Annotated in this window: 17 protein-coding genes; 11 read left to right on the plus strand and 6 right to left on the minus strand. The window is 43.7% G+C overall.

Annotation, left to right across the window (positions count from 1 at the left end; translation table 11 throughout):
- Positions 1-51 precede the first annotated feature (51 nt).
- The 6 genes from sov to AAA942_RS07965 all read left to right on the plus strand — a co-directional run bounded on the left by sov (position 52) and on the right by AAA942_RS07965 (position 11,148).
- On the plus strand, positions 52-7,140 hold the full coding sequence (sov, locus tag AAA942_RS07940) for a T9SS outer membrane translocon Sov/SprA (protein WP_445083325.1): 7,089 nt from the start codon (positions 52-54) through the stop codon (positions 7,138-7,140).
- Positions 7,141-7,194: 54 nt separating this feature from the next.
- Positions 7,195-7,572: a glycine cleavage system protein GcvH gene (gcvH, locus tag AAA942_RS07945; RefSeq protein WP_338219702.1), complete on the plus strand. Its 378-nt coding sequence runs from the start codon at positions 7,195-7,197 to the stop codon at positions 7,570-7,572.
- A gap of 10 nt (positions 7,573-7,582) precedes the next feature.
- Complete coding sequence (locus tag AAA942_RS07950) at positions 7,583-7,954, plus strand: VanZ family protein (protein WP_338219703.1); 372 nt, start codon at positions 7,583-7,585, stop codon at positions 7,952-7,954.
- A gap of 65 nt (positions 7,955-8,019) precedes the next feature.
- The gene (locus AAA942_RS07955) at positions 8,020-8,700 is read left to right on the plus strand and encodes an energy transducer TonB (protein ID WP_338219704.1); all 681 of its coding nucleotides are present in this window, start codon (positions 8,020-8,022) and stop codon (positions 8,698-8,700) included.
- A gap of 113 nt (positions 8,701-8,813) precedes the next feature.
- Positions 8,814-9,485 carry an energy transducer TonB gene (locus tag AAA942_RS07960; RefSeq protein ID WP_338219705.1) on the plus strand — a complete coding sequence of 224 codons (672 nt, stop codon included), beginning with the start codon at positions 8,814-8,816 and terminating at the stop codon, positions 9,483-9,485.
- A 94-nt stretch (positions 9,486-9,579) separates the two neighbouring features.
- Positions 9,580-11,148, plus strand: a complete 1,569-nt coding sequence (locus tag AAA942_RS07965; protein ID WP_338219706.1) for an N-acyl-D-amino-acid deacylase family protein — start codon at positions 9,580-9,582, stop codon at positions 11,146-11,148.
- 18 nt (positions 11,149-11,166) lie between these two features.
- Here the strand turns inward: AAA942_RS07965 and AAA942_RS07970 are convergent, their stop codons facing one another.
- From AAA942_RS07970 to AAA942_RS07980, 3 genes are read right to left on the minus strand one after another with little or no spacing between them, the layout of a single operon-like run.
- A complete protein-coding gene (locus AAA942_RS07970) occupies positions 11,167-12,045 on the minus strand; it encodes a YicC/YloC family endoribonuclease (protein ID WP_338219707.1) in 879 nt (292 codons plus the stop codon).
- 11 nt (positions 12,046-12,056) lie between these two features.
- Positions 12,057-15,356: a biopolymer transporter Tol gene (locus AAA942_RS07975; protein ID WP_338219708.1), complete on the minus strand. Its 3,300-nt coding sequence runs from the start codon at positions 15,354-15,356 to the stop codon at positions 12,057-12,059.
- Positions 15,357-15,376: 20 nt separating this feature from the next.
- Positions 15,377-16,441: an NAD(P)/FAD-dependent oxidoreductase gene (locus AAA942_RS07980; RefSeq protein ID WP_338219709.1), complete on the minus strand. Its 1,065-nt coding sequence runs from the start codon at positions 16,439-16,441 to the stop codon at positions 15,377-15,379.
- Between AAA942_RS07980 and AAA942_RS07985 the strand changes: the two genes are divergently transcribed.
- The 5 genes from AAA942_RS07985 to AAA942_RS08005 are packed head-to-tail and all read left to right on the plus strand — an operon-like array spanning position 16,401 to position 23,527.
- Positions 16,401-17,132 (plus strand): MBL fold metallo-hydrolase, encoded by a 732-nt coding sequence (locus AAA942_RS07985; protein ID WP_338219710.1) that lies wholly within the window; start codon positions 16,401-16,403, stop codon positions 17,130-17,132. The genes AAA942_RS07980 and AAA942_RS07985 overlap by 41 nt on opposite strands.
- Positions 17,129-17,821, plus strand: coding sequence for a CDP-diacylglycerol--serine O-phosphatidyltransferase (pssA, locus tag AAA942_RS07990; protein WP_338219711.1), 693 nt, complete (start codon positions 17,129-17,131; stop codon positions 17,819-17,821). The genes AAA942_RS07985 and pssA overlap by 4 nt, the downstream gene beginning before the upstream one ends.
- Positions 17,818-21,048 carry a type IX secretion system sortase PorU gene (porU, locus tag AAA942_RS07995; protein WP_338219712.1) on the plus strand — a complete coding sequence of 1,077 codons (3,231 nt, stop codon included), beginning with the start codon at positions 17,818-17,820 and terminating at the stop codon, positions 21,046-21,048. Before pssA ends, porU begins: the two co-directional genes overlap by 4 nt.
- A complete protein-coding gene (porV, locus tag AAA942_RS08000; protein WP_338219713.1) occupies positions 21,045-22,259 on the plus strand; it encodes a type IX secretion system outer membrane channel protein PorV in 1,215 nt (404 codons plus the stop codon). The genes porU and porV overlap by 4 nt, the downstream gene beginning before the upstream one ends.
- Positions 22,259-23,527, plus strand: a complete 1,269-nt coding sequence (locus AAA942_RS08005) for a M16 family metallopeptidase (protein ID WP_338219714.1) — start codon at positions 22,259-22,261, stop codon at positions 23,525-23,527. The genes porV and AAA942_RS08005 overlap by 1 nt, the downstream gene beginning before the upstream one ends.
- On the opposite strand, the gene AAA942_RS08010 is transcribed toward AAA942_RS08005, so the two are convergent.
- Genes AAA942_RS08010 through AAA942_RS08020 form a run of 3 tightly spaced genes read right to left on the minus strand, consistent with a single transcriptional unit; the run spans position 23,524 to position 25,821 of the window.
- Positions 23,524-24,474 (minus strand): glycosyltransferase, encoded by a 951-nt coding sequence (locus AAA942_RS08010; protein WP_338219715.1) that lies wholly within the window; start codon positions 24,472-24,474, stop codon positions 23,524-23,526. The two genes, AAA942_RS08005 and AAA942_RS08010, sit on opposite strands and share 4 nt — an antisense overlap.
- A gap of 2 nt (positions 24,475-24,476) precedes the next feature.
- Positions 24,477-25,439 carry a hypothetical protein gene (locus AAA942_RS08015; protein WP_338219716.1) on the minus strand — a complete coding sequence of 321 codons (963 nt, stop codon included), beginning with the start codon at positions 25,437-25,439 and terminating at the stop codon, positions 24,477-24,479.
- Positions 25,390-25,821: a sugar 3,4-ketoisomerase gene (locus AAA942_RS08020; RefSeq protein WP_338219717.1), complete on the minus strand. Its 432-nt coding sequence runs from the start codon at positions 25,819-25,821 to the stop codon at positions 25,390-25,392. Before AAA942_RS08020 ends, AAA942_RS08015 begins: the two co-directional genes overlap by 50 nt.
- Positions 25,822-26,002: the final 181 nt, after the last annotated feature.

The raw sequence follows: 26,002 nt of genomic DNA on the forward strand, positions 1-26,002 counted from the left end.
GGATTGAACTTTAAGGACTTACTGACTTTTTGCAGGAGGAAGCCTCGAAGCTTGATACCTGTTGGATTGATCCTGCTGATTTGCCTGTTAAATCTATCCCCAGCACGTGCACAAGAGACAGGAGAACGAGACAGTATCCAAGCCCGAATAGATTCCCTCAATTTCAGAAGACTAGCTCCCTCCTTTTTGCTTTGGCAAAATCTGAGGACCAATCCCCTTTTCCCCTATTCCAATCCCTTTCTGAGGCAGAGATCGCCTTTTTTGCCCGTCTCACCGGTGGACCAAAACGTGGAAGTGAGGATGGATTCTACCTTGAGATATAACATCCAAGACCAGGTGGACAGCACCCGTATCGGCAATGAACAGGAATACAGTTTTGATGAATTTTCAAAAATTCAGGAATATCGGGTACGGCAAGATTACTGGAGGTCCCGGGCGCGGGGAATGGACGGAGAAAGTGCTGTGGAAGGCAGAAACTTGATTCCTCCGCTGACTGTCAGCCCTTCTTTTGACCGGATTTTTGGTGGAGATCAGATCAGCATCGTTCCCACGGGGTATGTCAATTTGGATTTTGGGGCCATTTTCCGAAGAGTAGATAACCCCACCTTGCCGATTAGGCAGCAACAAAACGGGGGCTTCAACTTCCAGCAGCAGATTCAAATGGCAGTGAATGGCAGCTTGGGAGAAAAAATGAAAATCGCTGCCAACTTTGATTCCAACAATTCCTTCGATTTTCAAAACCAGCTAAAAGTGGAGTACGATGGATTTGATGAAGACATCATTCAATCCATCGAAATTGGCAATGTGAGTATGCCGGTACAAAACCGGTTGATTCAGGGCGCTCAGAACCTTTTCGGTGTAAAAACCCAAATGCGCTTTGGAAAATTAAATGTGACCGCAGTTGCATCCACCCAAAGAGGACGAAGGGATAATCTAGTCATTGATGCGAATGGTCAAGGAAGAGCCTTTGACATCCAAGCCTCCAAGTATGATGAAAACAGACACTTTTTCCTTTCTCACTTCTTCAGAGACAATTACGAACGATGGCTGAGAGGACTGCCGCAGGTACTTTCCGGAGTGAACGTGACCCGTATTGAAGTCTATATTATGAACCGGGCAACCAACACGGAAACACTGAGAAATTTTGCGGCATTCTTGGATTTGGGTGAAGGTCGGGTTATTTACAATCCTTCAAACCCATCCATCGGCAACGGAGATCCCAATGCACCTGCGGGAAACGGAGCCAACCTTCTTTATTCGAATATTTCTACTAACCCAAGTTACCGGCCTTTTGATACAGGGGCGAGAGCTATGGAGTCAGATTTGGGGCTGAGAAAAGGAGTTGACTTTGAGCAAATCAACGGAGCTAGAAAATTAGCACCAACAGAATATTTCTTCAATCCCCAACTTGGCTATTTGTCCCTTTTCAGGAGGCTTCAAAATGACGAAGTATTGGCTGTTTCCTACGAATACACGTATAACGGACAGGTATATAAAGTCGGTGAACTGACTGAAGATTATCAGGTCAGGGCTGAGGATGAGCTGATTTTCCTCAAACTCCTCAGACCGGCAAGAATAAACACCCGAATTCCGACTTGGGACCTGATGATGAAAAACGTCTACAGTCTCAATGCAAGTCAAATTCTCCGTGATGGATTCCAGCTTCAAATAATCTACAGAGATGACCGTACGGGGCTGGATAATCCATCCTTATTGGAAGGGGCCAATGTCAAAGATGTTCCTCTCATTCGACTGACTGGACTTGACAATCTCAATCCACAGAACGATCCCGCACCGGACGGGAATTTTGACTTTGTGGAGGGGTTGACAATGATTTCCAACAGGGGCCTACTTATTTTTCCTGTATTGGAACCATTCGGTTCTAATTTGGAAAGAAGATTCAATCCTGAAGAAATCGTACTCAAGGACAAATATGTCTACGACACACTCTATCGAACGACCCAAGCCGATGCAGAACTCGTCACCAGACTGAATAAATATTTCATCAAAGGCCGACTTACCGCAGGTTCGGCAAGTGAAATCCAACTTCCTGGGTTAAACATCGCGCCGGGCTCGGTGATTGTCCAAGCTGGAAATATTCCGCTCACTGAAGGAGTAGATTTTACGGTTGACTACAATGTCGGCCGTTTGGTCATCATCAATGACGCAATTCTCCAATCCGGAAAGCAGATCAATGTGAGTTTTGAAAAAGCCGATTTGGTCTCTTTTCAAACCAGAAGCCTACTTGGTACAAGGTTGGACTACTTGGCCAGTAAAAAATTGAATATAGGGGGTACTTTTCTCTACCTTAACGAAAGACCAAATGTGACCCGGATTGCCACGGGAAATGAGACGCTGAGAAACAGCCTTTGGGGATTGGATGTGAACTTCAATGATGAGTCAAGATTCCTGACCAAGCTGGCAGATGCATTACCTTTCACTGATACCAAAGAAAAGTCTTTGGTCCAGTTCAATGCGGAATTTGCCCACCTTATTCCAGGCTCATCCAACAGAGTAGATGGGGACGTGGCTTCGTATATTGATGATTTTGAAGCTGCTGTTACCCCATTCTTCTTAGGAGCTCAGGCTAATCAAACCTGGAAACTGGGGGCTACACCTGTGACTCCAGACAACAAATTTGACCTCAGCAATCAGGCAGGAGACAACCTTGGGAATACTTACCGAAGAGCTAGATTGGCTTGGTACAACATTGACAATATCTTCTACCGCGAGAGTGGTCCTGGAGTACCTACCAACTTGAGTGCAGAAGACAGAAGAAACCACTATGTAAGACGCGTGGTCCCTCAGGAAATCTTCCCCAATCAGGACAGAGAGGTAATCATCGTGCCCCAGCCTCTATTTGAATTGGCCTATTTCCCACAGGAGCGAGGAATTTACAACTACAACCCAAACCTGACTCCGCAGGGCTTTTTACCCAATCCAAGGCAAAACTACGGGGCAGTCACTAGGGCAATTACCACAGAAGTGGATTTTGACAGGACCAACATAGAATACATCGAATTCTGGCTGATGGACCCGTTTATTTCCGGTGAAAACGGACGTGTTTTGGATGGAGTGCTCAACCAAAACAACACTACTGGGGGTAAGCTTTTCCTCAATTTGGGAGACATTTCCGAAGACGTCATGAAAGATGGGCGACATGCTTTCGAAAACGGATTACCGGCCGATGGGGACCCTGCTGAAACAGGAGAAAACGAGTGGGGAAGAATCACCAGAGAGCAGTTTTTGATTCCTGCCTTTGACAATTCGGAGGCATCCAGAATCAATCAGGATGTGGGCTTGGATGGCTTAAAAAATGAGGATGAAGCGGACTTTTTCAGAAATCGCTTCCTAGACAGACTGAATGTCACTTCAGAAGCGCTAAGTAGAATCACTCAGGATGTCTCTGCGGATGCTTTTCAGTATTATCTCGATCAGCAATTTGATGACAACAACATCAAGATTCTGGAGCGATACAAAAAGTTTAACGGGCTAGAAGGAAATACTCCTGTGTCTGCTGACCCGAGTCTGCCTTATACCCCTTCCGGAACCAACTCTCCTGATAATGAAGATCTAAATACGGACAACACCATCAATGAACTCGAGAACTACTACGAGTATGAAATTGACCTTAGACCAGGCCAGCTTAATGTAGGTCAAAACTACATCGTGGACCAGATCACCGCGAATGTGAATGGAGACGAAGTCAATTGGTACCTTTTTAGGATTCCAGTCAGGCAGCCTGACCGAGTTCAGGGAGACATTACCGGATTTAAATCTATCCGCTGGATAAGAACTTATTTGACCGATTTTGAGCAGCCAGTAGTACTTAGAATGGCTGAATTCCGAATGGTGGGAAGCCAGTGGAGGGTTTTTCAAGAGTCCTTGTTTGAGCGGGGTTTCTTCGAAATTCCCGAACCGGACCTTTCCAACGTGGTAGTCGATGTGGTCAACATCGAGCAAAACTCCCAAGGAAGTGATAAGTCAAGCCCTTATGTACTTCCTCCAGGAATTATCCGGGACCGGGATAATACATCCACGGTAGAAAGAAGACTCAACGAGCAATCTCTCCGGGTATGCGTAGAGGATCTGGCTCCAAAAGATGCCCGTGCAGTATTCAAAAACTTAACGATTGATTTGGTCCAGTACGAAAGGATCAAAATGTTCTTCCATGCCAACAGCGAAGATGCGCAAGATGGAGAAGTGACCGCCTTCTTGAGATTGGGAACAGATTACACGGACAATTATTATGAGATTGAGGTTCCTTTGACTATTTCTCCTTTGGGAAGCAATGATCCCACCTTGGTTTGGCCAAAAGAAAACGAAATAGACATTGCCATTCAGGAAATAGTGGGAGTCAAGGTAGAGCGGGACAATACGCAATCGCCACTTACTCTTCCTTTTTCACAAACTATCAGGCAGTATAAAGTGACGGTAGTCGGAAGGCCAGAGCTCAGCCTTGTTCAGGGAATGATGATCGGCGTAAGGAACCCCGGCACAGGAATCGGCTCATCTAAATCCATCTGTATATGGGCAAACGAACTTCGGGTGACTGGGTTCACGAAAAACAATGGTTGGGCGGCCAATGCCTTCCTCAATACCAAAATTGCTGATGTAGCGGTCGTTTCTGCTTCTATCCGTCACAATTCCATAGGATTTGGTGGACTGGAAACCCGGCTGTCACAAAGAACCCGATCTGCTACCACTCAGTATGACATTTCTACCAATGTAGAGGTGGACAAACTTTTGCCGCAAGGTTTGGGACTTAGTATTCCCATGTATTTTTCTATCGAAAACTCCTCCACTCGACCAGAATATGATCCTTTGAATCCCGATGTTCCTTTTGAGGTGGCTTTGGGAAAATTTGAAACAGACGCACAGCGAAGAGCCTATCGGGATATAGCTTTGGACCAGCTCAACAGGAAAAACCTCAGCTTCAACAATATCCGGAAAATCAAAAAGAATCCGGATGCTCCCAACCGCATCTATGACCTTTCCAATTTTGCATTTTCCTATGCCGTAGGTACAGTTACTCAGACCAATGCACAAATCCAAGGGTACACATTCAAAACCAATCGGGGAAATTTAACCTACAGTTTTCAGCCCAAGGAATGGGTAATCGCTCCTTTCAAGAAATCGGAAGGGATGAAATCCCCTTATTTGAAATTGATCAAGGACTTTAGTCTTAACCTATCTCCTACCCTTCTTTTAGCTCGACTTGACGTTGACCGTCGCTTTATGAGGTCCCAGTACAGAAATGATCAATTGGGTACGGCAGGAGTGGATCCTCTTTTCCAAAAATCATTCTTCATGAACCGTTCCTTCAATGTAAACTGGGATCTTTCAAACAGTCTGAGAGTTGATTTTGCCTCAAGGGCTATGGCTGTGGTGGATGAACCGGAGGGTGACTTGGATACGGAGGCAAAAATAGATTCCGTTCGATCCAACTTCTGGAGATTTGGCCGAACTACCAATTACAATCATACTGCAACAGTCAACTACTCCATTCCCCTTAACAAACTGCCAATCACAGATTGGGTTCAGGCGGAATACCGCTACCTGACTTCCTATACCTGGCAAACAGGGGCCATAGGTCAGCGGGACACTTTGGGTAACGTCATCCAGAATACCCGAGACCAAAGCATTACCGGCAAATTGGATTTCCTCAAGCTTTATAACAAAAACAAAAGTCTGGCTGCCCTTAACGCCCCCAAGCGACCGAGTATTCCGGGCAGAAATACGGTGGCGGCCGAGGACACGATTGGCACACCATTCAGCAATAAGTTGCTGAAGTTTCTGATGATGCTTAAAGAGGTGACATTTAACTATGGAGTGGTGGAAGGGACCTTTCTGCCGGGATATATGCCTAATACCGGCCTTTTGGGAATGGATCGAGCTTGGGATAACCCGGGCTGGGCTTTTGTCTTTGGTAGCCAAAATCCGAATATCCGCTTTGACCTATCCGAAAACGGAAACATGGCCCCAAGCGCGGAACTTACCCAACCTTTCAGACAAAATCGGGCTACCAATCTCCGACTGACCGGATTGGCCGAACCATTCCCGGATTTTAGGATTACCCTAGCCGCCTCAAAACGTGAAATCGGAGATTATCAGGAGATTTTCAGGAATTCATTGGACAACCCGGGAGATTTCCAATCACTCAGCCCCAACCGCCTAGGTTCTTACAGTATCACGACGATAATGATCGGGACCACTTTCTCCAGAGATGATGCCCAAAATGTGTCTCCGCTTTTTACCGATTTTGAGAATTATCGGTCCATCATCAAATCCAGACTGGATGGAGCAAATCCTGAACAAGGGGAATATGGAATAAATGGACAAGATGTAATGATTCCAGCGTTTTTGGCAGCATATAGAGGGCAAGACCCCAATACTACCAATTTGAATCCTTTTCCTAAAACTCCACTACCCAACTGGAGGCTGGACTATCGAGGCCTATCAAGATTAAAAGGGCTTAGCGATATATTCTCCAGCATCAATATTACTCATGGCTATTCTTCCACGTACGATGTGAGTAATTTTTCGAATTCCCTCCAATACCAAAGAGGATTAGAATTATTCAATTCCCTCCAGCAGATTCAAAATCCAAGTATTCTGAATGATGATGGATTGTTTATTCCTATTTATGTCCTCAATCAAGTGGTGCTTTCGGAACGCTTTGAACCCTTCATCGGTGTGGACTTGCTGACCAAAGATCGATTCAATATCAACATCAATTATAACAAGGAAAGAAATCTTGGGTTGAATTTCTCCAATTCACAAATCACAGAACAAAGGACAGCCGACTTTGGACTGACACTGGCCTACACGAAGGCAGGGGTGAAAATTCCATTTAAAATTCAGGGAAGCCAGAAAGTATTGAAAAACGACCTGCAATTTAGGCTAGACTCCAGAGTCGGAGACACCCGGACAGTCCAGCGAAAAATCGGTGAATCCAATACGGTTACCAATGGAAACTTGAATATTCAGTTCAGACCCACCATCGGTTATGTGATCAATCAAAATCTGAATTTGACCATTTATTTTGAACGGACGATCAATGACCCAAGAGTCACTACCGTGTATCGAAGGACCTCCACGGCCTTTGGTGGACAATTGAGATTTAATTTGTCACAATAGATTTCAATCTGTCCCGAATCCTTTTAATTTTGACGCTCTGTAAATTAAAAAACTATGAATTTTCCTGAGGAATTAAAGTACACCAAAGACCACGAGTGGGTAAAAATTGAAGGGGATATTGCAACCATCGGAATCACCGACTTTGCCCAAAGGGAATTGGGTGACATCGTCTATGTGGAAGTAGAAACGATTGGCGATACCATCGAAGCAGGCGAGGTATTCGGCACCGTAGAGGCCGTCAAAACGGTTTCAGACCTGTTTATGCCCGTGACCGGGGAGGTCATTGAATTCAACGAAGAGTTGGAATCTTCTCCTGAATTGGTCAACGAATCTCCCTACGAATCCGGCTGGATGGTCAAAGTGAAAATTTCCGGGGAACTACCCTCTGACTTAATGGATGCAGCAGCTTACGCGGAGCTGATTGGTGAATAAAAAGAACCGTTTGAGATTATTCCTCGCATTGACCTGGCAAATCTTACTACTCTGGGCTATGCTTAGTCCGGGAGACAGATTTCCGGAAGTGGACGTATTCGATCTTCAGGATAAATTGATTCACTGGCTGGTTTTTGTGATTCAAACCTACCTATGGTGTGGAGTAAAGCTTGTAAAAAAGCCTTCCCTCGCTCCCAGTCAGAGAGAAAACATCAACTTTCTGGTATTCGGATTGGCCATGGGAATTGCTCTGGAATATGCTCAGCTATTCATCCCATTTAGATCGTTTGATTATTGGGACATGATTACCAATACTGTGGGCTGTTTTTCAGGTTTTCTTATCTATAGAAAATGGCCTTCCATTAAATTCATTTTGGAATAATCTCTAATTATTCTTACACTTGTTATCACTTTGGAAAAAATTAACCTGTATAAACCAATTAACTCATGGAAGCAAAAAAGACTCCTAAAGCTGACTTGACCAAGAAGGTGGGTATGTTCACCAACCTTGGGCTGGCAGTTTCTGTAGGTCTCACACTTGCTGCCTTCGAATACAAGTCTTTTGACGACAGTGCTCTGAAAGATCTAGGTGCGGTCAATGACAACTTCGAGGAACTGCTCGATGTGCCTATCACAGAACAGCCACCGCCACCACCCCCCCCACCACCAATGGAACAGCCTATCATTGAGGAGATTCCTGATGAGGTAGAAATTGAAGAAAAAATTGAGGTAAACTTTGACGTAGACGTTAAAGAAACTACCGTAATCAAAGAAGTAGTCATCGCTGAAGCTCCAGTAGAAGAAAAAGCTGACGAAATTTTTGACGTGGTAGAAACACAGCCAAATCCTCCAGGAGGCATGTCAGGCTGGAATCAATACCTATCCAAAAATCTGAAATACCCAACTCAAGCACGAAGAATGGGTATCGAAGGTACAGTTATCGTAGTATTCGTAATCAACACCGACGGTTCTATACAGGACGTAGAAGTACTGAGAGGTATCGGCGGAGGTTGTGACGAAGAAGCTGTAAGGGTAGTAAGTGAAGCCCCTAAGTGGGAGCCCGGTAAGCAGCGAGGTCGACCAGTACGTACTCGAATGAGACTACCGATCCGATTTAAACTAAGCTAAAACAAGCAGAGGCTGTCAGCAAAACTGACAGCCTTTTTTCTTAATTATTGTTAGAGGATTAGTTTTTCAATAGAATAAAAATTAATTTTTTAATACACTAAACTCTAACAGCCATGGAAAACAAAAAGAACCCTAGACTTGATCTCAAGAGATGGAATCAAGTCTTTCTTAATTTGGGACTGCTTATTGCGGTCGGCGCTGTTTTGGCGGCCTTCGAATGGAAGGCTTATGAAGAAAAACCCCCGATGAATTTGGAAGATGGGATTACAGATTGGGATATTCTGGATATCCCGATAACCATTCAGGAACCTCCAAGGGCACCTGACCCTGTGGTCATTCCACAGTTCAAACCTACACCAGACGATATTGTCTTGGACGACCTTCCCAATTTTGATCTGAATGTGGACCCCACCACAGAACTTCCTCCAGTCATTTTAGATGACACTCCTCCAACCATAGAAAATGCCGACGAAATCTATGATTTCACTGAAGTGCAAGCCTCTTTCGTAGGAGGTATGCAGGGATGGTATGAATACCTCAAAAAGAACCTAGTCTATCCAAAAATGGAGCAACGGGCAGGACGAGAGGGAACCGTGATTCTCAGCTTTGTAGTGAATATTGACGGAAGTATCGAGGATGTGGTCATAAGGAGATCAGCAGGAGAAGGTTTGGACGAAGCTGCCAAAAGAGTGATTGAAGCTTCTCCCAAATGGGAACCGGGAAGATTCAGAGGAAAAGCTGTCCGCTCAAGAATGACCATCCCTATTCGATTTAAGCTCAATTAAGAGTGAAATAAAACAAACTGGCAAAGTCTGATCTGCAAGGGTCAGACTTTTCTTTTTATATTCCCTAATCCATTGACCAACTCATCTTGATGATATGAAGAATCTTCTTGCTTTCTTACTGGTAATGATTCTTTTCAGCTGCTCTGATAGTCCTGAATTTGACTTAATCATTCTCAATGGCACCATTTACGACGGAACTGGAACCGAACCGACACAAGGAGATATCGGCGTCACCGGAGACCGGATTGTAGAAATCGGGAACCTGAGTAAAAGAAAGGCTACTATTACTATCGATGCCACGGGGCTTGCGGTGAGTCCTGGGTTTATCGACATGCATACCCATTTGGAACCCATCATGCAACTCCCTCAAGCGGAAAGCTTGGTCAGGCAAGGGGTCACCTTTGCCCTTGGCGGTCCAGACGGCGGCGGACCTTGGCCCTTTGGTTCCTATCTTGATTCTTTATCCGAATTCCCTTTAGGATTGAATGTAGGCTATCTGGTGGGGCATAATACTATTCGGGAAGAGGTCATGGGAATGGAAGATAGAATACCCAATCCGGAAGAATTATCCAAAATGGAGTCTATGGTGGAAATTGCCATGGGAGAAGGAGCTTTTGGGATTTCCACAGGATTGAAATACCTGCCAGGCACTTTTTCAGAAGTTGACGAAGTGATCGCTCTTTCAAAAAAAGCGAGCGAGCAGGGTGGAATATATACTTCCCACCTCCGAGAGGAAGGTTTGGGCCTTTTGGAGGCAGTGAGGGAGGCTATTTCTATTTCTAGAGAGGCAAACATCCCAGTGATTCTTACTCATCATAAGGCCATTGGGGTGAAAATGTGGGGAGCCAGCGGCAAAACTTTGGCCGTGGTGGATTCTGCCCGGAATATCGGACTTGATATTCGAATTGACCAGTATCCTTATGCTGCCAGTCATACCGGACTCAGCGTCCTGATCCCAAGTTGGGCTTTGGAAGGAAATCAATTTAAAGAGAGAACAGAGGATCCAGAATTAAGGAAAAAGATAAAAGAGGGTATAGAATTCAACATTCTAAATGACCGGGGTGGAAGCGATTTACGTCGGATTCAGTTTTCAAGAGTATCCTGGAAAAAAGACCTAGAAGGAAAAACCCTACACGATTGGGCTGTCGAATCAGGATTGGAACCTACCGTTTCCAATGGTGCTGAATTGGTCATTGAAGCCCAGCTTAGAGGTGGAACGGGGACTATTTATCATGCGATGGATGAGCAAGATGTAGAAAATATCATGAAGCATCCGATGACCATGATCGGTTCGGATGGGAGACTTAGCCAGCCAGGAGAAGGACACCCACATCCAAGAGCCTACGGGACTTTCCCGAGAGTTCTAGGACTTTACAGCAGGGATAAAGGACTTTTCCCGCTCCAAACTGCCATTTACAAAATGACGGGACTTTCGGCTCAATCTCTCGGATTAAAAAACAGGGGGATTTTGAAGCCTGGAAACATAGCTGACATTACCATATTTAATCCAGAAACGGTCATCGATCAATCCACTTATATCGAGCCTCACCAGTACCCAAAAGGAATTGAATACGTGATTGTAAACGGAATTCCAGTAGTGGAAAACGCAGCAATGACAGGCAAAACGCCAGGAAGGGTAATCCGAAAAACAGAAATTTATTAGAGAACAGGCAAGATCCGGTTAAAGTACATTCAGGCTTTGTTCTTTGATCTTTTCCAGTTCATCCTTCATCAGGATGACATGTTTTTGAATTTCTGCATCATTGGCCTTGGACCCGATGGTATTGATTTCCCTTCCGATTTCCTGACTGATAAAGCCCAGCTTTTTGCCTTGCTGTGCATCTTCATTCATCGTTTTTTGGAAATAATTCAAGTGGGTTTCCAGGCGAACCAGCTCTTCTGTGATGTCGATTTTTTCGAAATAATAGATCAGTTCCTGCTCAAATCGATTGGGATCGAAGGAATTTTCTTCCATCCACTGTGAAAAATGACCTTGAATGCGCTCTTGGATTCTTGCTTTACGGATTGGGTCCTTGATTTTGATCTCCCCCAACTCTCTTCTAATCAACTCAATGTTTTCATTTAGTTTTTCATAAAGCGCTTTTCCTTCATCTGCTCTAAATCCATCACACTTGACCAAGGCTTGCTTCAGTACTTGTTTCACCAAATCCCAATCTTCGTTTTCCTCTCTTTCCTGAGGAATGGAGTTGATCACATTGGGAGATTGAAGTGCCAATTTGAACAGGTCTGAAGGGTTTTCTCCGACTTCAATGGCCAAGGTTTTAAACTCCTGATAGTACGATTTGAAAAGTTCCTTATTGATAGTAACGGGAAGGCTTTCAGCTCCTTTCGGAACAAATTCAATAGACACATTGACCTTCCCTCTATCTAGGTGAGTTTGGACGAGTGTCCTGATTTCCGGCTCCTTGTCCGAAAATTGCCTTGGACTTCTGAGGGAAAGATCCAAAAACTTGGAATTAAGCGAACGAACTTCCACCTGAATGACCACTTGCTCATTCTCCAATCCAGCTACTCCAAAGCCGGTCATTGACTTAATCATGATACTATTGCTTAGAAATTGTAGCCCAAGGTAAAATAAAACTTCAAGTCTTCCCTCTGATAATTGCGAATCGGTTGGGCTACATCAAATTTCACATAGTAATTCAGCAAGACGGTGCGAAGACCTGCACCATAGCTTTGCAGCCAAGGGTTATTGAAGTTGTTAAGGACGATTTCAAATGGTGAACCTTCGGTATTGATCACCTCGGTATTTTGATCATTGACTTTCTGCCAAGGATTGAAATCGTTCCATGCTGAGCCTATATCGTAAAACGCAACCAGCTGAAAATTTCGGATAAAGTTGGAAGTGATATTCCCTCTTGTGAGATAGGAGAATACCGGAAGTCGGAGCTCTGTGGTGAAAGTGAGGACATTTCTGCCCCGGATTTCATCATAATCATACCCACGCAGATCGACAAATTCGGTGAAAAGAAGATTGGAATTTTCTACCCCTGCCGGATTTCTTACCGGAGAAGGCTCCGGCCTATTGGAAGGTGGATTGTAGTACTCATTAAACAGCCAATTGTCCATTCCTCCTACTAGGTAATTCTGAGGATTATTCCCCATAAATGACCCGTAGAATAATCTGGACGCCAAGACAATGTTTTTATGAATTCGTTGGAAGTTGCGGATATCTACGTACAAATTACTGAAAGAGCGATCCCCATGGTTCATTCCCTGGTAGTGAACAAAGCCTACTTTTCCTTTTAAACCTGTGAAGGAATAAAGCCCCAAAGGCTGAGTGCGGTCGTAAACGAATTCCGCTTTGCCACCGACATAATTGACATCAAATCGATTTTGATCAGGATCTTGACCAAATATTAACGAATCAGGATTCAGGTTGAAATATTGGGTCTTGGCCAAGAAAGGAGCCAAATACACTCGTGAATTTATATTCAGCGGATAGCTGACGCCCAGCTCAGTTTTGGTCAGTACATACTTTTGGACTGAAATATCACTTTCATTGGAACGGATGACTCTTCGGTCAAATCTTCCTCTTAAGTCAAAGCGATTCTTCAAATACTCATACTCAAACCAAATATCCCCACCCGAACTGAAGTCCAAAGACTGCATGATTCCTCCCATGAACACATGATTATCCAGGATATCAGTCATTTTCCCATTCAGATTGATTCCAAAGCCCCTAAGGGGATCTACCACAAAATGGGTATTGATATTATTGGTGAAAAACTGAGGTTCCATCTGTCTGGGACCGGAGACCCGCTTGGTCAAATTTTGCTTTCTAAATGCCTCAAGGAGATTGCTTCTGCCGGTGTCGGTTCTGGCAGGAGCTTCTTGTGCATTGACTCTCGACGGTAAGGAATCAAACTGATAATTATCGGTGTTGATTCCTCTCCTATTGTCAAATCGGAGCCGGTCTAGACTTATAGAGGAGGTTCCACTCTTAGTGGTATCTGTTTTGGTATTTTCAGCAGGTACCGGTAAAGATGCCGGTGCTGGAGGGGTTTGCTCCTTTACTTGGTTGGTTCGAGCTTCAAGAAGCCTTCGAGCCGCCAACCGCTCATTTAGTTCTTTTGCCTGAGCCAGCTGAATTCTAGGTGTGCTTGGAGTAAACTGATCGGCCCCGCTGTAGCTTTCCACAAACAATTCCGCAGATTTGCCATCTCGAACTGCATAAGCAATTTTGTTCATCCGGCTGTTTACATCGAATACTTCAATACTTTTCCCATAGGCGGAAATCTGATTGGAGACTTGATTTCCAATGTTGAGCTTCATGAGATTATTAATCCCGCTTAAATCGCTCAGGTAAACCATGGTGTTGTTGTTTACCTTTCTTGGCATCAGATTTTTACTATTGGTATTGGTCAGTTTTGTGAAAACTGTGGTGTCCTTCAATACCTGAACCATGTACAAATTATAGAGATCAGGCAAATCTTTAATATCCGGAGTGGCCGTAAGGACCGAATCAGGAAGTTCAGTGAAGTTTGTAGAGTAAATTATGGTCGAATCATTCAAAAAGGCCGGGGTCAAATCATCAAACAGATCATTGGTCAGTCTTTTACCCTGACCTCGGACATTAAGCGTGTAGATATCAGATCTGCCATTTGAAATAGCAGAAAGAACCATATTTCGTCCGGATTCATTAAAATCCAAACTGGTGATCTGAGTAATATTTCTCAGGAATATTTTATCCTGAGAAGAACCATCAATGGAACGGAGACGCAGCGTTGTGATTCCTCTCTTAAATGAGGCTATGGCAATGTTTGCGGAATCTCTCCAAGCGATAATTGGAGACCCTACATTGGGAGGAAGCTCGTCATAGGAAGCGCCTCCGGTAAAAATCGTCTGCTCCAATCCTGATGACAACTCCCTTACAATGACCTTGAATTTTCCAGAATTATTGATCACGTAAGCAAGATTCAATCCATCAGGACTGAATTTCACATCTGAAATGGCCCCCAGAGTCCTTGAAGAAGTGGAAGCGATGGCAGAGCTGGGATTGACTTCTTTGAATCCAGCGTAAACCGGCTCATTGATTTTCAAGTAGAAGCTTTTCCACTCATCAAAAAACTGCTTCACATTAAGCCCTATAGTATTGGAAATGCTATTTTCTTCATTTCTGTTGATTCTGGAAAGATTCAGAATACTGGAAATGTATCTTCTCCCGTATTTTTCTGCGATATAGTTCCAGATAGATTGACCGACTAAGGCCGCATCTGTACCGGAAAGATTCAAAATTTTAGGATTGGGATTTTCTTTCAGGTAATACCTTAAAAAATCATCCATTTCTCTGCTCCAGCCTTTGGCAAGGAAAAGAGCCACTCCGTCGATATACCATTCTGGGAAATCATTGACCAAATTAGCCTGAAAAGCATCTGAGACAGAGGCTCCATAGAGCATTTCTTTGATAATTACCTTTGTCGTGGCATAAATCAAATCCTCCTTAAACTGATCAACGCGGCCTTTATAGGCAAGTTCGGCGATCAATCGGGTGAATTTAGTCTGCCCGTCAATGGTATATTCCTGAAGATTGAGATCCAGATTACTTTGAAGTCTCTCCTCAGGAGAGTTGTAGATGTATATTTTCGGCTTGGTATAGGCTACGTATCCAATACTTTGGGTGATACGGTCAAACTCTGACTCCAAATACTCGATAGCCATTTTGGCATTGGGGCCACCCCGATCGTAATAATAAACTTCAAAATTATTTGAAGAGTAGAAATACCAATTGATCTCTTTGTGCTGAACCCTGTTTTTACCAAAACGCTCCTGGTCAAATTGTGCCAAGGCTAGCTCTCCTGATCCCAGGAAAAAACATAAAATAAGAAGTCGAAAGACCAGAAATCGCATTCTTAATGATTTGAACCGTTTTAAATATACTTAAAATACCTTTTGATATCCACTTCGGATAGTATTGGTTGATTTTGGAGTAGAAAATCCCTCATCATTCGACTAAAATAGGGAATTAAAGACACTCCTTTAGCCCCAAAACCATTGAATATGTAAACGCCATCTTCCTCAGGATGTTTTCCCAAAAAAGGCTTTCTGTCTTTAGTGGCAGGACGGATGCCTGAGCGGTGATTTTTTACCTCGATGACAGCAGGTTTGACCAGTTTGTGAAGCTTCTCCAAAAGCTCGGTTTTAGCATTCTCTGTAGGACCTTGATCCAAATCATGCCAAGTGTAAGTAGAACCAACACGGAAAAGTCCATCACCCAATGGAACACGAAATACTCCCCGGTTGACAATCCATCCCGGATCAAAATCCTGAAGAACTTCCAGAATTTCTCCCTTTACCGGGGCAAAAGGCAGAAAGCCAAAAAACCTGGAGTTTTTTTCTGCAACTCCCCCACAGTAGATAAGGGCCTTGGCCTGAATGTCTCGATAAACCCATCCCAATTTAGTTTTGACCAAATCCTCTTCCTTGAACCAATCCACTATCAACTTTTGCCCTAAAAAATCAGCAAACCCATCGAGATATACGGGAATGTCCAACCATCCCGATTGCTTCAAAAGAACCCCACCAAAGGAATCTCTCAGTTCGGGAAATTGACTCGAGGTAGGTATTCGCTCCAAAAACAATTCAATCATCGGATCACTCGAATGCCCCATCCACTCATTTTGCTCCTCCACATTCAAGAAAGGGCGATAAATGGGAAATTCATGTAAGAATTCCTTTTGAAGCACTTTTTCTATCTCCTGATAAAAAGGTACAATCTCCGGAAAAAGGTGCTCAGCCATCCAGGATTTGACCATTTTTTTGCCGGTGACAGGATTGTATAATCCAGCGGCAATTCGGCTGCTTTGATTGTTTTTCGGCTGATCGATGACCATGACTTTTTGCCCGGCCTGCAATAGCCTGTAAGCCATGGCACTGCCTGCCAAACCCTGTCCTATGATTAAAAAATCAATTTCCATAGCCAAAAGTAAGTCCATATTTCTTTATTTTGCCGACTTTCAGCGGACTTTTACCATGCTTTCTATTCACTCCTTCACCTTCAATCCTTTCCAAGAAAACACCTATCTTATCCATGATGAAAATGGAGTGGCAGCGCTCATTGATCCGGGTTGTCATGAACCGGGGGAAAAAGCAGAGTTGACCGAGTTTATCGAAAGGCATCAATTAAAACTTGAGCAGCTTTGGAACACACACTGCCACATCGACCATGTGTTGGGTAATGCCTGGGCAAAGCGTAAATGGGGGATTCCGCTTTGGATTCATGAGAAGGAAATCCCCGTGCTCAAATCTGTGGAGGTCTATGCGCCTAATTATGGTTTTCATGGATACGAAGGTGCTACTCCAGATCATTTTCTTCAAGATGGACAGACAATTACCCTTGGAGAGGAGGAGATTAAAGTCCTATTTGTGCCTGGACATTCACCCGGTCATGTGGTTTTTTACCATGAACCCAGCAAACGATGCATTGGCGGAGACACGCTGTTCAGAGGAAGCATAGGGCGAACTGATCTCCCGGGAGGAAATCACTCCCAGCTGCTTTCCAAGATAAAAAGTGAACTCTTCACTCTTCCAGGGGAAACAGTGGTTTTTCCCGGACATGGGCCAGAGACTACCATTCAATTTGAAAAAAGAAACAACCCCTTCGTGGGAGAAAAAGCAATCTATTGATCATTCTGAGACATATCCCCAATTTCATAACCCTGTTGAATCTGCTCACGGGGGTTTTGGGAATTATTGCCGTACTTGATGGTAAAGTAATGCAGGCAGCCACTTTTGTTTTGATAGCGGCTGCATTGGACTTTTTGGATGGATTGCTAGCTCGTCTATTGAAAGTACAGAGCGGAATCGGGAAAGAATTGGATTCCTTGGCAGATGTAGTTTCATTTGGTGTGTTGCCGGGAATCGTTCTCTTCCAGATGACCTTGGGAAATACTTCCTTGGAATGGCTGCCCTATCTCACCTTAATTGTTCCTATGCTTTCGGCCTACCGCTTGGCCAAATTCAATCTAGACACGAGACAAAGTGAGCGGTTTATCGGCCTTCCTACCCCAGCAAATGCACTTTTTATCAGTACTATACCTCACCTAGCTCTTCTTTGGCCAAAGATCGGGCTTTGGCTGACTAGTCCAGTTTCTTTGGTGATTATTGCCTGGGTTTTTTCAATTCTTCTGATCTCAGAGATCCCCCTCATTGCGCTGAAATTTAAGCACTTCAGGTTTTCAGGGAATCAGTTTAGATTTATTTTGGTGGGCTTAAGTATTTTTGCTTTCGCAGTTTTTCAGCTGGCAGGAATCCCGCTGATAATTCTATCATACATTCTATTATCGGTAGTTGAAAATTTAGGGACAAGTGAATGAGATGGAGATGTTCAGTGTGGCTAATGATCCTTTTTTCGCTCAGCTATCAGGGAGCTTGGGCCCAATTTTTTCAAGTTGAAATCAAAGAATCAGGAGTCTATAAACTGACCCGTGAAAAAGCGTTGGCATTGGGATTTGCCGATTTGTCTCAAGTCAGTTTTTTTGGATACCCAGAAATGCTTCCCCAAAAGCTCGATTCAGCTCAGCTTCAACTTCAGGAAATACCATCCTGGCAAACCCAAGACGAACTTTGGGTTTTTCTCCAAGGTCCACATACAATAGATTTAGACTCCACCGGAGAAATACGCTATCAGCATCACCTCTATTCCAATTCTCTAAGCTTTTTGATAGGGAAAAAAATTAATCCTCTACGTATTACAAAAGAAGTTTCACCTGATTCTTCCCTTCCCTCGCCGGAATTTCTTTATCAACTCTATTCGTACAAGGAGGAAAAAACCAATCTTTTGGACTCAGGAAGGGACTGGTATTCGCTTCCAATCCGGCAGGGACAAAGCTTAAATGTCAATTTTGGACTTAGTTCTGATTCATCTGCCCCTTGGCTGGTTCAAGGAAGGACCATGGCTCAGTCTTCAGCAACTTCCTCCATCCGTGTCCTATCAGGGAATACGCTTTTGGAGGAAATTGAATTTTCCCCCATACCAAACACACTTTACGGAATAAAAGGCCGGGATCAGAATTTTTCTTTGAACATTTCACCTGCAGATAACCGAATTTCCCAGCTTCGTTTTACCTATCAGGCTTCCGCGCCAAACTCGTCCGGATATTTGGATTTTGTAGTCATCGGGGTCCCGAGATCTTCGACCGAATGGAAAAACGGAGTTTTTCACAGCGTCACTCCAGTCCTTCTAACCATTCCCAATTCTACTGAAGTATGGGAAATCAGCAATTTTTCCCATCCGATTGCCACCACAGGCAATCAGCTGACCGGTAGAAAATGGGCTGTTTTTTCTCCCAATGAAATCCCAGAATTGGAGCCATCACAAGAACTATTCTTGGATAGAAGAACCCAAGTATCCGGAGCGGAATTACTGATTATCTCTTCCCAAGAGCTGCTGAATTCGGCAAGGAAACTTCAAGCACACAAGCAATCCTTGGGGATTTCGACAGAGGTGGTTCCGTTAGATGAAATCTATAAAGAATTTGGCTATGGAAATCCAGACCTAACTGCGATCCGCAACTTTATAGCATGGGAATACCATCAGGGAAAAGGGCTAAAAAATGTGCTGATACTTGGCAAGGGCACTTTTGATTACAAAGGAATTTTGGGAGGCCGTCCCAATTTGGTCCCCATTTACACCAGCAGAAATAGCCTCAATCCCCTGGCTACCTATAGTTCAGATGATTATCTGGGCTTGATCGAATGGGGACAGGGACAGTGGGAGGAAAGTCGGGACGGGGATGAACAGATGAAAATCGGGTTGGGTAGAATTCCCGCTATTTCATTCACAGAAGCCAACGAAATCGTCGAAAAAATTATCCGATACGAAACAGACCCACTTCCGGGCAAGTGGAAGCATCGAATCAGTTTTTTGGCAGATGACGCCGACAACAACATCCACATGAGAGATGCCGAGGCCCATGTCGGATACTTGGAGGAAAATCATCCGGGATTTTTATCCCAAAAGCTCTATCTCGACCGCTTTGAACAAGTGAATAATTCCGGTAGGCAATACTCTCCTGCCGCAAAAGAAGCGCTGCAAAAGACCCTGGACGAGGGTACTTTACTGCTAAATTTCATTGGGCACGGAAACGAAACCACCCTGACTGCTGAGGAGATTTTTCAAGTCAGTGACCTCCAAAACTGGCCCAAACAGCCCTTTCTACCCATTTGGATGACAGCTACCTGCGAATTTGGCAGACACGACAGCCCCTTCATCCGTTCGGCCGCTGAAGAATTATTGTTTGCTCAAGAGAAAGGAGGAATTGCTCTTTTGACTACAGGAAGACCCGTTTTCAGCAGTGTCAACTTTTCGTTAAACAAGGAATTTATCGAAGAATTGCTTGCCTCAGAAGAGGGGCGATACCAGGATTTGGGCACTATTTTCAAAAACACAAAAAATCAAAGTTTAAACGGTCCTCTGAACAGAAACTTCTCCCTTTTAGGTGATCCAAGTTTGAGACTTCCCCTGCCCGAGCTACAGGTGTCAATAGAAAAAATAAGTCAGCCCGATTCAGAAAACGAGACAGACACCCTGACTGCCTTACAGGAATACGAGCTTTTTGCTCAGGTGGTAGACCCTCTGACTGGGGCGGTTCAGCCCACTTTTCAAGGGGAGTATCAGCTGGAAATCAGGGATAAACCCGTGAGCAAATCCACCCTGGGAGATGAAAACAGCCCCTTCAGTTTTTCGGAGGAAAGTACATTGATCATTCAGGGCAAAGGAAAAGTCGAACGAGGACTCCTTAAAACCAAATTTCTGGTTTCCAAAAATATTGATTTGGAAAAGGGTGACGGAAAAATCAGAATTTGGGCAGTCTCTGAATCCGGCTTAGAGGCTTTTGGAAGTGAAAAAGTAAGCATCGGAGGTATCTCTCCTACTCCGCCTGCTGACTCGGAGGGACCTGAGATTTCCATTTTACCGGGCGGAAAAGCTACCTCTCCCTACTTGTTCAGCTCACCGAGTATTCCGGTTGAAGTAAATTTGGAGGACCCAAGCGGGATAAATATTTCCGATTTAGTGTCAGAGGAATTACTTACTCTTCAGGTAAATGAGGAAGAGCCTGTCTACGTGGGAAGACTATTTGAGGCCGAAGAGGGAGGGTTTTCAAAAGGTAAACTTTCTACCCGAATATCAGGGCTGAAAGAAGGGAAAAATCTAATTCGGGTCAGGGCTTGGGACAACCTTGGCAATGGAAGTGAGTCACAAATCGAGATTCAGGTGGAGGGAAGTCAAGAGCTTCGCATTCTATCCTATCAGGTTTTTCCCAACCCTGCCAGTGAAGTAGCCAATTTTGAATTGTCGCACAACCGACCAGGCCAAAACCTCTTGCTCACTTTAGAAGTTTACAATTTGTTGGGTCAAATACTATTTTCCAAATCTTATCGTTTAGTGAGGGCAGAAGAAAATATCAGGGATTTGTCCTGGTTTTTTTTCCAAAGTCAAACAAAATATCCAGCAAAAGGAACTTATATTTACAAATTAACGCTACAGTCAGAGTCCGATTTTGACTTCGACTCCAAAAGCGGGAAATTAGTTATCAGATGAAAATAAAGGCCATTTTCTACAGGCAGAGCCCCTTTTTCCTTTTCTTTTTCCTAATTGGTTTCTCCACTTTTGGGCAAAATAGTGTGATCATTTCCGGTCAGGATCCCAATCGCAGGGTGATCACCACAGCCGTTCCTTTTCTGAATTTTGCTCCAGATTCCCGTCACTCCGGGATGGGTGATGTAGGTGTGGCAACTTCTCCGGATGCCAATTCCGCCCATTGGAATTCAGGTAAATTGGCTTTCATCAAAGATGATTTGGGATTTTCTTTATCCTACTCTCCTTGGCTGGGTAAGTTGGTGAATGACATGTCCCTCAGCTACCTGACAGGATTCAAACGAATTGATGAAAACTCTGCATTTGGCTTTGACCTTCGATACTTCAATATGGGCGATATCCAGTTGACTGATGGGAGAGGCAATGATGTAGGAGAATTTAATCCTCGCGATATAGCGATTGGAGGCACGTATTCCAGAAAGCTTTCTCAGAATTTCGGATTGGGTATTTCAGCAAGATTCATCTACTCCAATCTTTCCGGAAACATCTCTTCTTCCGGAGGAAATGAAGCCCGAGCCGGAATCGGCGTAGGAGCGGATATTGGATTATATTACCAAAAGCCCACGCTGATCGGATCTAAAGAAGGAACTTGGGCTTGGGGGGTATCCATCACCAATATCGGTCCAAAAATCACCTACAACAGTGCGGAAGACCTAGATTACATTCCGACCAATCTTCGAGTAGGCACTTCCTATGGTATCTTCTTCAATCCTGATAATAAAATCACTTTTTCTCTGGATTTGAATAAACTCATGGTACCTACACCTCCGGTGTACGCAACCAATGAGGACGGAACTTTGGCCACTGATGAAAATGGTGACTTGATTATTGAATCTGGAAAAGATCCTAACCGCCCACTGATTTCAGGAATGTTTGGCTCTTTTGCAGATGCTCCTGGTGGATTTGAGGAGGAAATGAGAGAGTTTACCATCTCTTTCGGAGCAGAGTACGTCTATGCAGAAAAATTCGCACTTCGAACCGGATATTTTTACGAAAATCCAACCAAAGGTGGTAGACGCTATTTCACCATGGGGCTAGGACTGGACATTAACCGAATCGGAATTGACTTTTCCTATCTTGTTCCTCAAGTCCAAAATCATCCTCTCGCAGAGACTCTCCGCTTTACCCTTCTTTATACAATCGCCAATAATTAATGCTGGATCGGACTCAGGCCCCAAAATTCCATTTGCCGGAGGACTTTACACTCAACGATCCTGAAAAGTGGAAAACCCCAACAGGTGTCCCCGTTTTCTATTTCCGCACGCCACTTCTTCAAGCTGTCAAAATTGAAGTCGTATCCAAAAGTGCACGAAAACACCTCCCACTTTCGAAAAACCTTGTTCCTTCCTTCACTCTTCAACTTTTAACTGAAGGCACAAAAGAACTTTCTGAAAATCAAATTTCAGAGTTCTTTGATTTTCATGCCAGTGAAGTCCAGCCTTCTTCTGGGTTTTCCAAAGAAGGAATTAGCCTTTTTACCACCAAAAAGCATCTTAATAACGTCCTCCCTGTGTTTTTGTCTCTATTTACTGAGGCTGATTTCCCTGAAGACAAGTTGAAAAAAAAGAAGTCTTTGAGAAATCTTGGACTCAAACTGGAGAAGGAAAAAACTGCATCCAGAGCCTCCCAGCTTTTCAGATTGGGACTTTTCGGATCCAATCACCCCTATGGACTGGAGATCACCGAGGACCATATTGATGCAGTCTCACGACAAGATCTTTTGGACTATAAGGATCAACTCCTCTGGGATGGAGCTGAAATATTTATCAGTGGAGACTTTTCTCTTTCTGAACAGGAAGAACTCAATCAAAAGCTGGCACGAATTCCTTTCATCCGCCTACCGGAGCAGGATTGGAAAGAAGAAATCCAACAGACCTATTCGCTTGTAGAAGAGCGGCCCCAAGCATTCCAAACCAGCATTCGGATGGGCGCATGGTCTATTCCCAAAAACCACCCGGATTATTTCCCTCTCTCTGTATTCAATACCGTTTTAGGAGGATATTTCGGCTCTCGCTTGATCAAAAACATCCGGGAAGACAAAGGCCATACTTATGGGATTTCCTCCTCATTGGGAGAGATTGATAATTATCCTTATTGGACCATTGCTGCTGATGTCCAAAAACAATACAAGCAGGAGGTAATGGATGAAATCAAAAAAGAGATTGATTTGCTTGCCAGCCAAAAATTGGGATCAGATGAGCTGGAATTGGTCAGAAATTACCTAATTGGACAAATGGTAGGTAGGTTCAGCACATCTTTTGATTGCGTGGACCGGTTTAAAAGCGTTCATTTTTCCGGATTGGATTTTTCTTTTTATCGAAGAAAGATGGAGTTTCTTCGGGAATTTAATGCCGGCGAAATCCTGGAAAAGGGCAACAAGTATTTCACAAAGTGCCCGATTATTGAAATCACTGTAGGCTAGGTCAGCTTCTCGTAAAGCCAGGAAATATCCCACCGCTTTTTTGCCCAAAGACGGTACCATTTGAACCTCAAACCTCGAATACCGATTCTTCCTCCCAATTCAACTAGTTCTCTGGCCGGATCAAAATTGGCTGACCACAGGGCATGTTTGAGCTCATACATGACCCGCTCACCCAAAGCCTTATCCTCTTCAGCAGTCTGATTCATAGCTTCGATTTTCAGGCAGACTTTCACCGTTGTAGGTAGCATTTTGGAATCATAACGCTTGTATTGCCCTTCGGACATGGAAGAAGAATGTTTTCTTTTCAGCACACCGATATGGTCAGAAAAAACCAAGGGATAATTCCGAGCCAATCGAACTTGCACATCAAAATCCTCATAAAAAAGCTCCTCGTCATACCCTCCAATTCGTTTCAAAATTTCAGTATGGAAAACTTGGGTAGGTGAACAGATAAAATTTCTTTTGACCAAGGTCTCATAGATATTGGTCAGGAGGATTTCCTCTTTGAGCTCTCCTGCATGGTTTCTTGGATAAAAAGTGGAAATCTCATTGATCTGATTCAAGATGTAGGCATCTGAGAAGCAAAATGCTGCAAAAGGGGCAGTTTTCAATTCTTGGACACTTTTTGAAATATGATCTGGAAAAAGCACATCATCTCCTGAAAGATCCACGACATATTTACCTTTTGCCTGAATCAGATAATCATTAAAAAGTTGGCAGTAAGGCTTCGTTTTTTCTAGAAAATGAGTGGTCACATACAAATAGGAGGTATTTTGGCTAAGCCAATATTTTATCCTTTCTACTGTCCTATCCGTACTCCCATTGTCTACAATGATCAATTCCTTATAATAATACTCCTGCTCTTTTACGCTTTCCAGAGTCTCTTCTATCCATTTTTCCTGGTTATAAGTGATGCAGATGATAGTTACTAACTCTTCGGCTTCCATGGTCAGATTGTACGACTCCAGGTGATTTTGATACAAATATCGTTGGAAAACCTGGATTTAAAGTGAATCAAATTATGGTTGGGGCCTTCAGGTAAATCAGAAGAACCCAGATCCACCCAATTTACTTTGAGTTCACTGGCCAGGAAAAAAAACTTTGCTAAAATAAGATCACCCAGATTTTTCACTTCAGATTTGGGATTAATAGCTGAAAGAAAATAATAAAGGGAATCTTCGGTAAGCATGACACCCAAGGCATGGGCAATAGCTTGCTTGTTTTTCATAATGGAGATCAAAAAATACCGCTCCGGAAACTCGGAAACCTGCTGTATCAATCTGCTCTCATCAAAGGTAACCGAGAATCCTTTTTGCATATTCCAGCTTCTAATCTCTTCCAAAAATCCAAAATTCTGGATAGGGCCCATTTGCATCTTCAACCCACTTTCTTTGATTTTTGGAGACCACTTTATTTGCTGATCCTGGGCAAATTTTTTGATTTTCTTTTTTCCACTGTAGAATTGTTGACTGACTACTTCCTCTACTTTAAAGCCATTTTTAAACAAGATATAATTGATCAGATCAACCTGCTCCCCATAAGGTTTGGGAGGCTGGACTATTCTCACACTTTGGATGTTTCTTTTCTGTAGATTCTCAATGACCGAAAGCAAAAAACCCTCCAAGGACTTCGAATTGAGCTTCTCTTCGGTCCAAACCCCTCCAAACGGAGCTTTGGGCAAAGAAATTGCTGCTCCGTCCTGAGACAAGGCAAAAGTCACCCCCGCTTTGATTTTATCCTTCTTTATCCATTGAAAGTCCAAAAGCTCAGGGTAATCCGGCAAAGGGGACTGTCTCAGGAAATAGGAATAGGTTCCTTCCAGGGCTGAAGTCACTCGGAGAAAGTACGAGATGTTTACTTCATTAGTGTTTGCTTCCAAAGTCTTTTTTGTCTCTGATATAGTCCGATTCATCATATGCTCTGTCTGCCAAGCCCAATAAGACTGCCCCTGGAGAAAACTCCACTTCAACCCAATTCATTGGGGGAACAAACAAACCTTCTGCTGGGGAGGAAAGGCTAAAATGGCTCACTTCTCCACTAGCACTTTCTACTCTGACTCGCAGTAGACCATTCATAGCTACAAGTAGCTGTGACTCCTGATAGTGAGCATGTTTACCTCTGATTTCGCCTGCAGCTACGCCGCAAATCCAAAAACTCCTCTTGATTCCTTGGGGAAAAAGTGGAGACTCATCCCAATAGTAGATATTACCAGAGGGATTTTCCAGGCCTGGAACAGGCAAAATTCTTGGGATTTGATTGAGGTTGGAATCTTGGGGTGAAACCGGTTGAGTCATAGCTAAAATTAAGACAAAAGGCTTGAAGGAGACATTAGCCAAAGGTTAAATTTATAATTTGCTAAAAAATGAGCTTCCTTTTGCCAGCTTCTCGACTCAGGCAAAATGATGTGTTTCCTTGGTTTGACAACCAGAAAAGACCGAACTAGTGATCCAATAAGGACCTAAAATCTAAATTAAA

The sequence above is a fragment of the Algoriphagus sp. oki45 genome (genome assembly GCF_036245605.1).
In the GTDB taxonomy this organism is placed as follows: domain Bacteria; phylum Bacteroidota; class Bacteroidia; order Cytophagales; family Cyclobacteriaceae; genus Algoriphagus.